Here is a 15,458-nt window from a genome sequence, read left to right as displayed (position 1 = left end):
AAAGATATTATGAAAGATTATCTAGAAGTCCATTACCAATTTTTGGTTCTGTTCAATGAAGAACTAGTGAAACTTTCCTATTCTATAGGGGCTTCGAAAGAGGAGATTTTCCCCTATTATCAAGGGATCCTTTCTAATTTGAAGCTCATTGCCTCCGAGGGAGTTTCCTTTTATCGTGCGGTTGATGTCTTTGCCTTGGGAGTTCTCTATAGTGAGCGCAAGGAGGAGTTTCTAGATGATTTGAAGGATATCTATGCGCAGATGGACCATACAGATGGCTTGATTGAGTACTACATGGTCTATCTATTCCATGATAAGATAGTCCCTTTTCATTCAATTTTAGAGTATCAAAATATGATTGAGGACACTTATGAGAGTGTAGCCAAGGCGCAAGGTTTCTGGTACTATAGCCACTCAGATGCTCCGTGGTATAATAATCATACCAAAGATACTTATGTGGGCTACTGGAGTTTTGACACCGCCGCAACCTGCAAGATCAAAGGAATTTACGATGAACGCTTGAAGGATTTGGAGTATTTTCCGTATGACCTCCTAGTCCAAGGGAAATAATGCTGAATTTGAAAGATAAGTTGATCGAAAGGGGATAAAGATGAAGATCCATTCAGATGTGATAAATGAATTAATAAATATAGACTTTTTGAAGGAAGAAAGAGAAACAAACATACCGATTACTCAGTTAAAGACTGTAAAGGAAGCTGAAAAGAATATTAATAGTTTAAAATGGGAGAATTTTGTCTTAGATAAACGTGGTGATTTTACTGTTTATCTTTTTAAAAATCATGGTGACATTTATAAGCACTGGAATGAACTAGTAGATAGTGTAAAAGAGGAAATCATTCCTCAAATTAAAGAAAGTTTAGACAACCTGATTGCGGAAGGTCAACTTGTAGCATCTATGAAAGATCAGATTGAATTTGATTTCATTGGCTTGGCTATCTACTTGACCATTAAAAACGTGGTTCCTCAAGCTGAGTCAACATTTTTCGATGATTTGTATGCTTTATATCAAGCGGGCTACATTCCTTGTGGTTATACCAAGGGGCACTATAAGGTTTTATAAGGAGAAATATAAAAGAAAACCTTGTTAGCTTATAGCACTATTGACTGGAAGTGACTTAGAAGCTAATTGATTCTCAGTGATTGGAAATTTAAGCAGTTTTATTGAATTAAAGATTTTATAAAATAGGAATGTAACAATGACACAATTTGAAGATAAATTTATGGAAGTTCAGGTTAGCATGATTTCGTTAGCTCTGGAATATGTACAAGATCAGGCAGAAAAAGTATATATTTATTGCATTTCTGAAGAAGCATTACAATCATATAAAGTATTTTATAAGATTAATGGTGTTGTAATAGAAATGGATAAAGTTAATGAAGTTGCAACAAAAAAAGTAGATGATTCTGACAATATGGCATTCGCTGTATTGAGATATGGAGCTGAAGATATACAGACAATGCTTGATATTTGCCAAGAATATGACCTCGAACACCCAACTGAAATGTGGCTGATTTATGACGCTCAGAAAAACAGCCTTGACAGTCGCTATAGCTATGAAGGGCGTTATGATAAGGATGAAGAATTGCTTCCACGTCTAGAGTTTGAAAAATGGTTTGAGGAAGTGAAGAACAGTACTCAAGCTTAATGCTTGCGACAATCTCTAGTTGAATGATAGAAAATCAGAGGCAAAATGCTTTCCATGCGACTAAGCGTGTGGTGGGGCTGTTTTTGAAAAGTAAAACAAAAAGAAAGTTGAAGACAGATGGGGCTGAATTTTGACAAGCATAAAGAACATTTGGAGAAGGATATCCGTGCAGAACTCCAGAAAAAATTTGGATCTGCTTTTGAAATAGAAGGCATTTCTGATATTGTCTTGAGTTCATACTGCCCGACTTTTCTATTTAAAATCAATCTAGAAGATTATAAAGAAAAATTGGATATTTTAGTAGACGGCAGCGATTTACACTTGAAGTGGGGCGAAAAGCCTACATACGGGATACAATACAAGTATCGGCCAGAAACATTGGCGGAAGGACTGGGAAGAATAAAAAACTACCTAGATAAGCCAGAGCAGATTTTTCTTGAACCTCTTACTCCCGAAAATAATTATCTGAAAATACGAGCTATTGAAGCGATGATTGAGAATATTTTTGATGGGAAAACGAAAACGGATAAGTGGGAAAAACCTGTCGAAAAGGGCGAAAATTATCGAGTCATTATTACAAGCATCCTACCTAGCTACAAAGCTTCTTTTACTCTTGAGCTACTAGAACAAGATTTCATTGTAAGAGATATTGTCCCCTTAGATTTTAGTGTAGGAAGTCAAGAATCGTTGCTTGATTGTCCAGTCCAGTTAAATTCCTCTAATTTATCCTCTTTTCTGAGCAAGTGTAAGACTTATTTAGAAGAACATTTAGAAAAAGACAAATCTAGCATAAGTTTTTCTATGGATTCTATGTCTGATTTAGAGCTTATTTTAAAGGCTCCCCTTAGTCTGGATACGGTTGATACAAAGGTTTTAGAAATACAGAAAATTATAGAAGAGCTGTTTTTAGGTAAGATTGAATTTGACAAAACGACGAAGGAAATGGATGGTGACTACCTTTATAGGGCCTATTTCTTTGTAAGATCTAGATTTTATCGGGTTTCTTTCACGATTACGTTGATTGGGCAGCACTTTTACGTAATGGTGTCTCTTCCAGATCATCCAGAACTAAGAGAGAAATGGACGTTACGCGGGTATCCCTACAAACTAACCGAAACAAATCTGAAGTTAGTCTTAAAAGAAGTGGTGGGGTATGGTCTAAAACATAAGCCGCAGATTGAAAATGAGGTGGTTCAGGAGATTCAAGCAAGTCAAGAAGTAACTGAACCTACACCCAAAATTCAGACTCAAGAGAGAGAAACTAAAGACAGTGCGAAAGAGCAGGCAGATAAACGGGCTTACTTAGGATTGAGAAAGCTCTGGAAACTGCAGGTTTTCATGTTCTTTATCTTGATGATTATAGCTTTTGGCTTAGAGATTTATATGGCTAGGTCAGGCTATAAAGCCTTCAAAATGAGGATTCGGTTTAGTTGGGTATCTATGCATAGTTTTTCGTTTTTCTTTCTTACCATGTATGGTTTTTTGACACTCTACCCCAATGGGATGAAGATAAATGAATTTTTGCAGCAGTATCCTCGTTGGAAAGGTTTCCCGACCAAAGGAGTGCCTCTTCCAAAAAAAGAGACTTTGTGGACAATATTAGTCTTGTTGCTGGTTCTACTGCTTGGAGCTATTGATTATTCTGTGCGCAAACCTGAATCAAAAGTTGAAATCCCTAAGTTAAATCAAGAACTATATAGAAGTTTTGACTAAGAAAGAAACTCAGGATGTAGTGATTTGAAAAAGAGCTTATGAGATTCAAGTAGTCAGAATGGAGAAAGTGAAACTTCTACAAAGGGATAATCTTATCAAGTGGCAAGGGCAGACAGCTTTATTCGATAGAGAATGAAAAAATCCTTCGTGAAAAACCTCTGCAAGCTCTTTCAATTTGTGGTAAAATAAGAGTAACAGAAATTAGAAAAGGAAATCAATTATGAAATTTCTAGAATTAAACAAAAAGCGTCATGCGACTAAGCATTTCAATGACAAACCGGTAGATCCTAAAGATGTCCGTACAGCTATTGAGATTGCGACCTTGGCACCAAGTGCTCATAATAGTCAGCCTTGGAAGTTTGTAGTAGTGCGTGAGCGAAATGAAGCCCTAGCGGGCATTGCTTTTGGCTCTAACCAAGATCAAATCAAGGAAGCTCCGGTGACAATTGCCCTCTTTACAGATACGGATTTGGCTAAGCGGGCAAGAAAAATCGCGCGTGTCGCTGGAGTAAGAAATTTTTCTGATGAACAGCTTCAATTTTACATGCAGAATTTGCCAGCTGAGTTTGCTCGCTATAATGACCAGCAAAAGAGTGATTACTTGGCCCTTAACGCTGGCTTGGTAGCTATGAACCTTGTTTTGGCCTTGACTGACCAAGGGATTGGCTCAAATATCATCCTAGGATTTGATAAATCAAAAGTCAACGAAGTTTTGGAAATTGATGAGCGCTTCCGCCCGGAACTCTTGATTACTGTTGGTTATACAGACGACAAGCTAGAGCCTAGCTATCGATTACCAGTTGACGAGATTATCGAAAAGCGTTAATAAAGTAAAAAAACAGAAATCGCGATTTAATTTAGATATTTTAAATCGAAGTGTTTTATAGAGGTGAGAAAATGACAATCGATTTTAAAGCAGAAGTTGAAAAACGTAGAGAAGCTCTGTTGGCAGACTTGTTCAGCCTTTTAGAAATTAATTCAGAGCGGGATGACTCAAAGGCAGACAAGGAGCATCCTTTTGGACCTGGTCCTGTAAAGGCCTTGCATAAGTTCTTGGAAATTGCTGAACGCGATGGTTATCCAACTCAAAATGTGGACAATTATGCTGGTCACTTTACTTTTGGTGAAGGAGAAGAAGAGCTGGGTATCTTTGCCCATATGGATGTGGTACCTGCTGGAAGTGGTTGGGATACAGACCCTTATACACCGACGATTAAGGAAGGCCGTCTCTATGCCCGTGGTTCTAGTGATGACAAGGGACCAACTATGGCATGTTACTACGGCTTGAAAATCATCAAAGACTTGGGCTTGCCGGTTTCTAAGCGCGTGCGCTTTGTGGTGGGGACAGATGAAGAGTCTGGCTGGAAAGACATGGAGTATTACTTTGCTCATGTAGGCCTGCCTGAGCCTGATTTTGGCTTCTCACCAGACGCTGAGTTCCCGATTATCAATGGTGAAAAAGGAAATATCACAGAGTACCTGCATTTTGCTGGTGAAAATGCTGGCGCAGCACGCCTGCATAGCTTTACTGGTGGGCTGCGGGAGAACATGGTACCTGAGTCTGGGACAGCCATCGTATCAGGTCACTTGCCAAATCTAGTTGATACATTGGAGCAATTTGCTAAGGAAAATGGGCTAGACTTTACTTATGAAGAACTAGCCGGTGGCCAAGTCACTGTAACCATTATCGGTAAGTCTGCGCACGGTGCTTCTCCTCAGTCTGGTGTCAATGGTGCAACCTATTTGGCCAAATTCCTGACGCAGTTTGACTTTGCTGGCCTAGCTAAGGATTACCTAGATGTGGCTGGAAATATTCTCCTAAATGACCATGAAGGTAAGAACTTAAAGATTGCTCATGTGGATGAGAAGATGGGATCTCTATCAATGAATGCTGGCGTTTTCCGCTTTGACGAAAATAAGGCTGACAACACAATTGCCCTCAATATTCGCTATCCTAAGGGAACTAGTCCAGAAGCCATTCAAAATGTTTTAGAGCAGCTGCCAGTGACCAAAGTGACCTTGTCTGAGCATGGACACACTCCTCACTATGTACCGATGGAAGATCCGTTGGTGCAGACCTTGCTGGCTGTTTATGAAAAACAAACTGGACTGAAAGGTCATGAGCAAGTTATCGGTGGTGGTACCTTTGGACGCCTCTTAAAACGTGGTGTCGCTTACGGCGCGATGTTCCCAGACTATATCGACACTATGCACCAAGCCAATGAATTTATCGATGTGGAAGATCTCTTTCGCGCGGCTGCAATTTATGCTGAAGCTATCTACGAATTGATCAAATAAGATAAGAACTCATTTGGCTATGCCAGGTGAGTTTCTTTTCAAGGAAGGAAATATGATGCGGACAATAGAAGATATTACCAAGGCCATTATAGCTGACCCACAGAATCAAACTTTCACAGAGCAGGGCATTAAGCCACTCTTTGCTGCGCCTGAGAATGCTCGGATTAACATTGTCGGTCAAGCGCCGGGGCTGAAAACCCAGCAGGCAGGGCTTTACTGGAAGGACAAGAGTGGTGACCGGCTGAGAGAATGGTTGGGTGTTGATGAGGAAACTTTCTATCAGTCTGGATATTTTGCGGTTTTGCCCATGGATTTTTATTTCCCTGGGCATGGTAAGTCTGGGGACTTACCACCTCGTAAGGGCTTTGCAGACAAATGGCATCAGCCGATTTTAGAGCTCCTACCAGATATTGAGCTGACTATTTTGATTGGCCAGTATGCGCAGAAATATTATCTGCAGCAAAAAGGAAATGTCAAACTGACCGAGACGGTTCAGCATTATCAAGACTACCTGCCAGACTTTTTTCCCTTGGTACACCCATCGCCCCGTAATCAAATCTGGATGGCTAAGAATCCTTGGTTTGAGTCAGAAGTGGTGCCAGATTTGAAAGCATTGGTACAAAAGATTATTCATCAATAAAGGAGGAAAACTATGGATGCTTATCAACAAGTGGCTAATAAGTTGCAAGAGTTGGGAATTACCTTTGATGTGGTGGAGCACCCACCTGTATTTACGACAGAGCAGGCAGATAGCTATATTGAAGGAATGGAAGGAGTCCGGACTAAGTCCATGTTTTTGACCAATAAAAAGAAAACTCAGTACTATCTGCTCATAATGGATGACAAGAAACGATTGGATATGGATGACTTTAAAGTTCAAGTGGGAGCCGATCGGATTCGAATGGCCTCATTGGACTCCTTGGCTGAGAAAATGACCCTACCAGCAGGAACGGTATCACCTTTTGGTTTGTTAAATAATGAAGAAAAAGACATTCTAGTTTATTTTGATAAGGACATTGTATCAGAAGATATCATGGCTTTCCATCCCAATACTAATGAAAAGACGATTTTCCTTGCGACCCAAGATCTCTTCAAGTTCTTGACTCATCTGGGTTATGATTATCAAATTTTGGAACTATAATTTTGAAAATGCTGTGGGGCTTCTTGCCTTGCAGTATTTTTCTTGACACAAAAACGTTAGGAAAATTATCATTCTTCTCAAAGAGCAAGAGAAGAAGAGAAATAGAAAAAAGCCTGAGTGATATTCAGGCTTTCTTGGATAGATTGAATAGAGTTTTTAGTTGGATGCTTGAGTGCTGGACTCTGTTGTTGTATGTTGGTCCTGACTTGTCGAACTGCTGTCAGTGGAAGTAGTTGTATGGCTCGTATTCGTTTCTGCGCTTGAGGAGCTTGATGGTGTTTCGGTCTCAGTAGCAGCAGAGGTTTCTGTTGGAGTCGAGCTAACAGATGTCGATTCCTTTTCTACTTCCTTGATAATGGTAGTAGTCGTTGTCGAGCTACCTGTATCAGTTTTTGATTTTGAGTCATTGTTGTTCATAAGGTTCATGATGGTAAAGCAAGCAATGACGATTGAAAGAAGACTGGCAATTGTAGCAATAGTCTTTTGTAGGGCGGAAAAGCCCGTTTTAATATGCTGACTTGTCGGTTTTCGATTTGAAGTGCTGTTATTTTTTTCTCTGCGAGAATAGTTTTCCATGTAAAAGTCGCTCCTTTTCGTTCTTAATTTATTATACGTCTTTTATTTAGAAAAGTCTTCCAAAAATCTGAATTTTTTAAATGAAAACGTACACAAAAGATAAATAACAACAGCTCTAAAAGGCGGAGAGATAAGCCTCTTAGAGCTGTTAGTTTTATCAAAATGTTAGAGCTATTTTGGTGTCCTTTCAGAGTTAAGGGCAGCTTGAGCCACGGCAAGCCGAGCAGCTGGGACTCGATAAGGAGAGCAGGAGACATAAGTGACACCGATTTCTTGTAAGAAAGGAATGGAAGCCGGATCACCGCCAACTTCACCACAAACTCCGATGGACAGGTTTGGCTCTATTTGGCGAGCTTTTTCAATGGCCAATTTCATCAATTGGCCGACACCTTCTTGATCAAGGCTTTGGAAAGGATCCTGAGTGAGCAACTTTTTCTCTTTATAATCATTGAGGAATTTTCCGATATCATCCCTTGAAAAGCCAAAAGTCATCTGGGTCAAGTCATTGGTTCCAAAGCTGAAGAAGTCTTTAGAAAATATCAGACGGAGGTCATAAATATTACAGATGAATCCATTGAAGAGACAGCTTTCCTGATTGAAGATTATTTAAAAAAGTTAGATATGATTGGTGAGGCGAAGTAATCGTCTTCAGGGCCGGTTCCTAAATTTATCAGGTAGGAACTGCGCCCTTTTCTTGTTCCTATCCTCGTTTCGTGTTACAATAGGAGTATTGATTTTTACTGATAAAAACAGAGGAAAAAGATGATTTATTTAGATAATTCAGCGACGACCAATCCCTATCCAGAGGCGCTGGCTACCTACACAGAAGTGGCTTCTAAAATCTGGGGAAATCCTTCCAGTCTGCATAGTTTGGGCAGTCAGGCGACCCGTCTCTTAGAAGCTTCTCGTCGGCAAATAGCAGAGCTTTTAGGCAAGTCTTCGTCGGAGATTTTTTTTACGTCTGGCGGGACTGAAGGGGACAACTGGGTGCTTAAGGGAGTAGCTTTTGAAAAGATTCCCTTTGGTAAACACATTATCGTATCCAACATTGAGCATCCTGCGGTTAAAGAATCAGCTCTCTGGTTGCAGAATCAGGGATTTGAAGTCGATTTTGCTCCAGTTGATAAGGCAGGTTTTGTTGATGTAGATAAGCTGGCAGAGCTGATTCGACCAGACACCACTCTGGTCTCTATCATGGCTGTCAACAACGAAATCGGCAGTATTCAGCCTATCCAGAAAATATCAGAACTGCTAGCAGACAAGCCGACTATTTCCTTTCATGTGGATGCTGTGCAGGCTGTTACGAAGATTCCGACAGCCGCTTATCTGACGGATCGCGTGGATTTTGCAACCTTCTCCAGTCACAAATTTCACGGCCTTCGGGGCGTAGGATTTGTCTATATCAAGTCTGGCAAGAAAATTAGTCCGCTTTTGACTGGTGGTGGTCAGGAGTCGGATAAGCGCTCCACAACGGAAAATCTCGCCGGCATCGCAGCCACGGCCAAGGCTCTGCGTTTGTCCATGGAAAAGCAAGAAGTATTTGCCCAGCGGACGGCTCAGATGAAGGCGATTATTCTTGAAGAGCTACAGAAGTATCCAGATGTGGTGATTTTCTCAGACATGGAAGATTTTGCGCCTCATATCCTGACCTTTGGTATCAAGGGAGTACGAGGTGAAGTTGTCGTCCATGCCTTTGAAGACTATGAGATTTATATCTCGACGACCAGCGCTTGCTCTTCCAAGGCTGGTAAGCCAGCAGGGACCCTGATTGCTATGGGCGTCGAAAAGTTTCTCGCTCAGACCGCTGTCCGTATCAGTTTGGATGCTGATAATGATATGAGCCAGATAGAGCAATTTTTAACGACCTTTAAAATCATTTACGAAAAACCAGAAAAGTAAGGTAAACAATGCAATATTCAGAAATTATGGTGCGCTACGGTGAGCTGTCTACTAAGGGCAAGAACCGCATGCGCTTTATCAACAAACTCAAACGCAATATCCAAGCTGTCTTGTCAGTCTATCCGCAGGTCCATGTCAAGGCTGACCGTGACCGGACCCATGTCTATCTGCATGGAACAGACTATCAGCCTGTTGCTGAGTCGCTCAAGCAGATTTTTGGGATTCAGAATTTCTCGCCGTCTTATAAAATCGAAAAGTCTGTACCAGCTCTAATCGAAGCTGTCCAAACCATCATGAAGGAAGTTTATCAAGAAGGTATGACCTTTAAGATTTCCAGCAAACGCAGTGATCACAGCTTTGAATTGGATAGCCGCGAGCTCAATCAGACATTGGGGGATGCTGTTTTTGAGGCCATTCCAAATGTTCAGGTCAAGATGAAAGCGCCAGATATTGACCTACGTGTCGAAATTCGTGAAGAAGCGGCTTATATCTCTTATGAGACCATTCGTGGTGCTGGGGGACTGCCAGTTGGCACTTCAGGAAAAGGCATGCTTATGCTGTCTGGTGGGATTGACTCACCGGTGGCTGGCTATCTGGCTCTCAAGCGCGGTGTGGATATCGAGGCGGTTCACTTTGCTAGTCCGCCTTACACCAGTCCAGGCGCGTTGAAAAAAGCTCAAGATTTGACGCGAAAACTGACCAAGTTTGGTGGCAATATCCAGTTTATCGAAGTTCCTTTTACGGAGATTCAGGAGGAGATTAAAGCTAAGGCTCCAGAAGCTTACCTGATGACACTGACTCGTCGCTTTATGATGCGTATTACGGATCGGATTCGAGAGGAACGGGGCGGGCAAGTCATCATCAATGGAGAAAGTCTTGGTCAAGTGGCAAGTCAAACCATCGAGAGTATGCAGGCTATTAACGCCGTGACCAATACACCGGTTATCCGTCCTGTTGTGACTATGGATAAGCTGGAAATCATTGAGATTGCAGAAAAAATTGATACTTTCCAAATCTCTATCCAGCCATTTGAAGACTGCTGTACTATTTTTGCGCCAGATCGGCCTAAAACCAATCCAAAAATCAAGAATGCTGAGCAGTATGAAGCTCGCTTAGATGTTGAAAGATTGGTAGAACGCGCTGTTGCAGGCATCATGATCACTGAAATCAGACCACAGGCAGAGACTGATGAAGTTGACGAGCTGATTGAGGGGTTGTTATAGGAGCTTAGAAGTAGCTTTCTACCGAATGAATCTGGAAAACTATCTATTGATGATGTAGATAAAAGGGGATATTTATGAACGAATGGGATTCCTTTTTGAGTGGACTCATGGGAGCATTGTCTTGGAAAGATGGACAAGATAATGCTTTGCTGTTTGGAATGCCCAGTTGGACTTATTTATTAGGACTTGGTATTCACTTTTTGGTTATCATAGGATTTTTGGGGTTAATCCTATTTGAATTTTATAAAAATAAAGTTCGAGCCGGTTCTTGGAAGGGAGCTTTCAGAAACTCTTGGAATTATAATATATCTACGAATGGACGTGTCAAAAGTATTTTAAGTCTTGTGTTTGGCCTACCTATTATTTTCATTGCAATTCCCTTCTATGCGGGCTATCGAATGACCAATGGTATCTGGCGCTATCATTACTTTACTAATCAGACAACCGAGCTAAAAACGGCTTTAGTGACTGGTGTTGATACCGAGACCGGAGGAAGCAAGTCTACCTATTCTCGTATTACCTTCACTATTACGGTTGATGGGAGAGAGCGAGAAGTCAATGTTTCAGATAGTAATAAAAGTCTTGCCAGATCAGACTAAAAAACATTTGAAGCCTCCGATAGCTATTGATGTTCATGTCAATCAAGAAGGGCAGATTGTATATTTGAAATAAATGGAAGTAAAGTATGAGGATATTTAATTGAAAATCCGTTTTCATTAAATAAAATCACTTGCCAAAGGTTAGTAGAAGTGCTATACTAAGAATGTTGACTATGCACAGCCTGTGCAACCGCTCGAACATCGTAGCTCACATTTAGCGAGTATTAAGTGGTTCGTCCCACGATGCTAGGCGAGTCTTCACAAAAATACGGGGAAATCCCAAAAAAATCATAGGAGGTGCATAATGAGCACATACGCAATCGTTAAAACTGGCGGAAAACAAGTTAAAGTTGAAGTTGGTCAAGCTATCTACGTTGAAAAATTGGATGTTGAAGCTGGTCAAGAAGTGACTTTTAACGAAGTTGTTCTTGTTGGTGGTGATAAAACTGTTGTCGGAACTCCACTTGTTGCTGGAGCTACTGTAGTTGGAACTGTTGAAAAACAAGGAAAACAAAAGAAAGTTGTTACTTACAAGTACAAACCTAAAAAAGGTAGCCACCGCAAACAAGGTCACCGTCAACCTTACACTAAAGTTGTCATTAACGCAATCAACGCTTAATTTATAGGAGAACACATGATACAGGCGGTCTTTGAGAAAGCCGAAGATGGCGAGCTGAGGAGTGCGGAAATTACTGGACACGCCGAAAGTGGCGAATACGGCTTTGATGTCGTGTGTGCATCGGTTTCTACGCTTGCCATAAATTTTATCAATTCAATTGAAAAATTTGCAGGCTACGAACCAATCTTAGAATTAAACGAAGAAGAAGGCGGATTTTTACGAGTAGAAATACCAACGGATATTCCGCCGCACCAGAGAGAAATGACTCAACTTTTCTTTGAATCATTCTTCTTGGGGATGGCAAACTTATCGGAGGACTCATCTGAGTTCGTCCAAACCAAAGTTATCACAGAAAACTAACACGGAGGAAAAACACTATGTTAAAAATGAATCTTGCAAACTTGCAACTTTTCGCCCACAAAAAAGGTGGAGGTTCAACGTCAAACGGACGTGATTCACAAGCAAAACGTCTTGGAGCTAAAGCAGCTGACGGACAAACAGTAACTGGAGGATCTATCCTTTACCGTCAACGCGGTACTCACATCTACCCAGGTGTTAACGTTGGCCGCGGTGGAGATGATACATTGTTCGCGAAAGTTGAAGGCGTAGTACGCTTTGAACGCAAAGGTCGCGATAAAAAACAAGTATCAGTTTACCCAATTGCGAAATAATTCATTATTGATAAAAATCCCTGTCTCAAGATTGGGATTTTTATTTTTGAGATAAATTTGAAATCGTTTCCTTGACATTTTCTCTTCTTAGTGTTTTAATATACCCTATAGGGGTATAAAGGAGAAAAATATGTTTCATTTTTTTACAAAGATAGATAGTATTTCAACGGATGAGTTGGAGAAGCGATTGAAGTCCAATATCCAACTAATTGATGTACGGACACCATCCGAATTTCGTAGAGGGCATATCAAAGAGGCCCAGAATGTTCCTTTGAGCCAAATTGGTCAATTTGCTCCAGCTAAAAAGGAGACGATTTACGTTATTTGCCATTCAGGCGTGCGGAGCAAGATGGCAGCGAAAAAGCTGAAGAAAAAGGGCTATGATGTTGTCAATGTCTGCGGTGGTATGAGCGCTTGGACAGGGAAAACCATTAAGTAGAAGGGGTTAAACAATGAAAATTATTATCGTTGGTGGAGTTGCAGGCGGTATGTCTGCAGCAACACGTTTAAGACGGCTGGTGGAAGATGCTGAAATTGTAATTTTGGAAAAAGGTCCTTTTGTATCTTTTGCGAACTGCGGCCTGCCTTATTATATTTCTGGTGAAATTGCTGAGCGAGAAGCTCTCTTGGTTCAAACACCTGAAAGTCTCAAGGCACGCTTTAACTTGGATGTGCGACCTTTTCATGAGGTGGTGAAAATTTCGCCTGAAGAGCACACGGTGACGGTGGCTCATGATGGTTCAGAGTTCACAGAGCAGTATGACAAGCTGATTCTTTCACCTGGGGCGAAGCCTTTTATTCCTGAGATTGAAGGACTTTCAGAAGCAACTAATGTCTTCACTTTACGCAATGTTCCAGACTTGGATCAGATCATGTTAGCCTTGGATGAAGAGCCACAAGAGGCTGTGGTCATCGGTGCTGGATTTATCGGCCTAGAAACGGCTGAAAATCTGCGTAAGCGTGGCCTGAATGTGACAATCGTAGAAAAGGCACCGCATGTCTTGCCTCCACTGGATGAGGAAATGGCAGCTTTTGTCCAAGCGGAATTAGCCGATAAGGGAGTGAAAGTCATCACTTCCCAGTCGGCTAATCGCTTCGAAGAAAAGGGCAAAGTGATCGTCTTGGAAGATGGTCAAAAATTAGCTTCAGATGTGACTATTCTCTCTGTCGGGGTCCAACCTGAAAATAGCTTGGCCAAGGTAGCAGGCATTGAGACAGGTCTTCGTGGGGGCATCTTAGTTGATGAGCATTATGAGACGAGCCAGAAAGATATTTTTGCAGTCGGAGACGCCATCCTTGTCAAGCAGGAAATTACTGGTGAAGATGCTCTGATTGCCTTAGCCTCACCTGCTAATCGTCAAGGCCGTCAGGTAGCAGATGTGATTGCTGGCTTGGAGCGGAAGAATAAGGGAAGCATTGGCACGGCTATTGTGCGTGTCTTTGACATGACAGCAGCTTTAACAGGTCTGAACGAGCGTTTCCTTCAGCGAAATCAGCTTCCTTACCAAGTGATTCATGTCAGCGGTAAGGATCATGCGGGCTACTATCCAGGTGCGACTGACTTGACCTTGAAATTGCTCTTTGAGCCAAAAACTGGAAAAATCTATGGTGCTCAAGGTGTTGGTAAAAAAGGCGTTGACAAGCGGATTGATATCCTGGCGACGGCTATTAAAGGAAATCTGACGATTTTTGATTTGCCAGAGCTGGAGTTTACCTATGCACCACCTTTTGGTTCAGCCAAGGATCCAGTCAATATGCTGGGCTATGCAGCGATGAATCTAGCAGAAGGCTTGAGTGAAAATATCCAATGGCACCAGCTGGAAGACGAGTTAGCAAGCGGGAAAGTCTTTTTAGATGTCCGGACACTTAATGAGTTTAATCAAGGACGCCTGAAGGAGGACAAGACAGTCCATATTCCTCTAAATGAACTCAGAGAACGCTTGACTGAGCTGGATAAAGAAGCAGAATATATCGTAAGCTGTCACAGCGGTTTGCGCAGCTATATTGCCGAGCGAATCTTAAAACAAGCAGGATTTGCAGTGAAAAATCTAGACGGAGCTTATGCTTTGTACAAAATGGTAAAACCAGAAGGAGTAGAAAAATGAAAACTATATCAGCAGCTGACTTAGAAAAGCAGTATCAATCTGAAAAATTGGCCATCGTAGATGTGCGCGAAAGGCATGAATTTCAAGCGGGTCATATCCCAAATGCTGGAAATCTTCCGCTCAGTGAGTTGGAAACTGGCTATAAAAAGCTGGATCCTGACTACAAATACTATGTCATTTGCCAAGGAGGAGCGCGTTCAGCGACTGCTTGCCAATTTCTTGCCATGCAGGGCTTTGATGTGACCAACGTATCAGGTGGCATGAATGCTTGGTCTGGAGAGATTGAATAAAAGATAAAAGAGAGTAGGAAAGAAATCGGTAATTCGTTAGAATTCGATTTCGTCGTCCCACCTCCGCATAGTTGAGTAGGGCTGTAAAAGCTGATGAAATCAGCCTAGTAGAGTCCGCTCAACCACTGCGTCTTGCTCGACAATCCAAAGACAATTGAGAGGCTAGGACTTTTGTCCCAGCCTCTTTTTTCCTGTTCTTCTTATTTTCGATTTACCAGAAAATGAATAGCTTTCTCTATTCTTTCCCTTTGTTTTTTCGGATCATCTGATGGATTTTCTAGGCAATCCGTTAAATTCTCAGTAATAACCATCTCAATAACACGGTCAACGCTGGAGCGGACGGCTAATAACTGTGTGAGAATATCTGAACATTCCCTGTCCTCTTCAATCATTTTTTGAATGCCTCTCAACTGACCTTCAGAGCGCTTGAGGCGAGTAATATAATTAGAATTCACGGTGATTTCCTCGTTTGTTTACATTGAGTTTATTATATGCTTAATCTGTATATTTGTCAATTGGATTGGTTGGAGGCAGTTTTCAGAAATTTTCCATAATGACTCTCTGATTCTTCTATTTACTTTTCATCATAATTTTGGTATAATAGTTTATGTTATAAAATGTAACATAGAAATTGGACTAAGATTAATATTGGATCAA

The 15,458-nt window shown here is 41.3% G+C and carries 19 protein-coding genes, 2 pseudogenes and 1 other annotated feature; of the genes and pseudogenes, 18 read left to right on the top strand and 3 right to left on the bottom strand.

Annotated features, from left to right (window positions below):
- The first annotated feature begins 9 nt into the window (after positions 1-9).
- The 8 genes from I872_RS04945 to I872_RS04910 all read left to right on the top strand — a co-directional run bounded on the left by I872_RS04945 (position 10) and on the right by I872_RS04910 (position 6,819).
- Positions 10-570: a PoNe immunity protein domain-containing protein gene (locus I872_RS04945; protein ID WP_015605045.1), complete on the top strand. Its 561-nt coding sequence runs from the start codon at positions 10-12 to the stop codon at positions 568-570.
- 40 nt (positions 571-610) lie between these two features.
- On the top strand, positions 611-1,081 hold the full coding sequence (locus tag I872_RS04940) for a hypothetical protein (RefSeq protein ID WP_015605044.1): 471 nt from the start codon (positions 611-613) through the stop codon (positions 1,079-1,081).
- 136 nt (positions 1,082-1,217) lie between these two features.
- Positions 1,218-1,667 carry a hypothetical protein gene (locus I872_RS04935; RefSeq protein ID WP_015605043.1) on the top strand — a complete coding sequence of 150 codons (450 nt, stop codon included), beginning with the start codon at positions 1,218-1,220 and terminating at the stop codon, positions 1,665-1,667.
- 117 nt (positions 1,668-1,784) lie between these two features.
- The gene (locus tag I872_RS04930) at positions 1,785-3,380 is read left to right on the top strand and encodes a hypothetical protein (protein ID WP_015605042.1); all 1,596 of its coding nucleotides are present in this window, start codon (positions 1,785-1,787) and stop codon (positions 3,378-3,380) included.
- Between the two features lie 220 nt (positions 3,381-3,600).
- Positions 3,601-4,206, top strand: a complete 606-nt coding sequence (locus I872_RS04925) for a nitroreductase family protein (RefSeq protein WP_015605041.1) — start codon at positions 3,601-3,603, stop codon at positions 4,204-4,206.
- 71 nt (positions 4,207-4,277) lie between these two features.
- Positions 4,278-5,678, top strand: coding sequence for a dipeptidase PepV (pepV, locus tag I872_RS04920; protein WP_015605040.1), 1,401 nt, complete (start codon positions 4,278-4,280; stop codon positions 5,676-5,678).
- A gap of 55 nt (positions 5,679-5,733) precedes the next feature.
- Entirely contained in the window at positions 5,734-6,318 is a 585-nt protein-coding gene (locus tag I872_RS04915) for a uracil-DNA glycosylase family protein (RefSeq protein ID WP_015605039.1), read from the top strand.
- Positions 6,319-6,330: 12 nt separating this feature from the next.
- On the top strand, positions 6,331-6,819 hold the full coding sequence (locus I872_RS04910; RefSeq protein ID WP_015605038.1) for a prolyl-tRNA synthetase associated domain-containing protein: 489 nt from the start codon (positions 6,331-6,333) through the stop codon (positions 6,817-6,819).
- Positions 6,820-6,975: 156 nt separating this feature from the next.
- Here I872_RS04910 and I872_RS04905 read toward each other — a convergent pair whose 3' ends face one another.
- Together I872_RS04905 and I872_RS04900 are read right to left on the bottom strand one after the other, a co-directional pair.
- Positions 6,976-7,395, bottom strand: a complete 420-nt coding sequence (locus I872_RS04905; protein ID WP_015605037.1) for a DUF6556 family protein — start codon at positions 7,393-7,395, stop codon at positions 6,976-6,978.
- 171 nt (positions 7,396-7,566) lie between these two features.
- Positions 7,567-7,929: pseudogene (locus I872_RS04900) on the bottom strand (putative PEP-binding protein); the annotation flags it as partial.
- Between I872_RS04900 and I872_RS11265 the strand changes: the two are divergent.
- The 10 genes and pseudogenes from I872_RS11265 to I872_RS04855 form a co-directional block, all read left to right on the top strand.
- A pseudogene (locus tag I872_RS11265) lies at positions 7,912-8,037 on the top strand (phosphoenolpyruvate synthase regulatory protein); the annotation flags it as partial. The pseudogenes I872_RS04900 and I872_RS11265 sit on opposite strands and share 18 nt — an antisense overlap.
- Before the next feature lie 120 nt (positions 8,038-8,157).
- Positions 8,158-9,294: a cysteine desulfurase family protein gene (locus I872_RS04895; protein WP_015605035.1), complete on the top strand. Its 1,137-nt coding sequence runs from the start codon at positions 8,158-8,160 to the stop codon at positions 9,292-9,294.
- An 8-nt stretch (positions 9,295-9,302) separates the two neighbouring features.
- Complete coding sequence (thiI, locus tag I872_RS04890) at positions 9,303-10,517, top strand: tRNA uracil 4-sulfurtransferase ThiI (protein WP_015605034.1); 1,215 nt, start codon at positions 9,303-9,305, stop codon at positions 10,515-10,517.
- A 74-nt stretch (positions 10,518-10,591) separates the two neighbouring features.
- Entirely contained in the window at positions 10,592-11,116 is a 525-nt protein-coding gene (locus tag I872_RS04885; RefSeq protein ID WP_015605033.1) for a hypothetical protein, read from the top strand.
- A 178-nt stretch (positions 11,117-11,294) separates the two neighbouring features.
- Positions 11,295-11,384 (top strand) — a sequence feature (ribosomal protein L21 leader region).
- 36 nt (positions 11,385-11,420) lie between these two features.
- A complete protein-coding gene (gene rplU / locus I872_RS04880) occupies positions 11,421-11,735 on the top strand; it encodes a 50S ribosomal protein L21 (RefSeq protein ID WP_015605032.1) in 315 nt (104 codons plus the stop codon).
- A gap of 15 nt (positions 11,736-11,750) precedes the next feature.
- Positions 11,751-12,095, top strand: coding sequence for a ribosomal-processing cysteine protease Prp (locus tag I872_RS04875; RefSeq protein WP_015605031.1), 345 nt, complete (start codon positions 11,751-11,753; stop codon positions 12,093-12,095).
- Between the two features lie 17 nt (positions 12,096-12,112).
- Positions 12,113-12,406 (top strand): 50S ribosomal protein L27, encoded by a 294-nt coding sequence (gene rpmA, locus I872_RS04870; protein WP_003032879.1) that lies wholly within the window; start codon positions 12,113-12,115, stop codon positions 12,404-12,406.
- A gap of 130 nt (positions 12,407-12,536) precedes the next feature.
- Complete coding sequence (locus I872_RS04865) at positions 12,537-12,845, top strand: rhodanese-like domain-containing protein (protein ID WP_015605030.1); 309 nt, start codon at positions 12,537-12,539, stop codon at positions 12,843-12,845.
- A 13-nt stretch (positions 12,846-12,858) separates the two neighbouring features.
- The gene (locus I872_RS04860) at positions 12,859-14,511 is read left to right on the top strand and encodes an FAD-dependent oxidoreductase (protein ID WP_015605029.1); all 1,653 of its coding nucleotides are present in this window, start codon (positions 12,859-12,861) and stop codon (positions 14,509-14,511) included.
- Positions 14,508-14,801 (top strand): rhodanese-like domain-containing protein, encoded by a 294-nt coding sequence (locus tag I872_RS04855; RefSeq protein ID WP_015605028.1) that lies wholly within the window; start codon positions 14,508-14,510, stop codon positions 14,799-14,801. The genes I872_RS04860 and I872_RS04855 overlap by 4 nt, the downstream gene beginning before the upstream one ends.
- A 200-nt stretch (positions 14,802-15,001) precedes the next feature.
- Here I872_RS04855 and I872_RS04850 read toward each other — a convergent pair whose 3' ends face one another.
- Entirely contained in the window at positions 15,002-15,256 is a 255-nt protein-coding gene (locus tag I872_RS04850) for a metal-sensitive transcriptional regulator (protein WP_015605027.1), read from the bottom strand.
- Between the last annotated feature and the right edge of the window lie 202 nt (positions 15,257-15,458).

The organism is Streptococcus cristatus AS 1.3089, assembly GCF_000385925.1.
GTDB classification, from domain to species: Bacteria; Bacillota; Bacilli; order Lactobacillales; family Streptococcaceae; genus Streptococcus; species Streptococcus cristatus_B.
The sequence above is the reverse complement of the archived record's forward strand: the minus strand, read 5'-3'. Positions and strand labels throughout refer to the sequence as shown.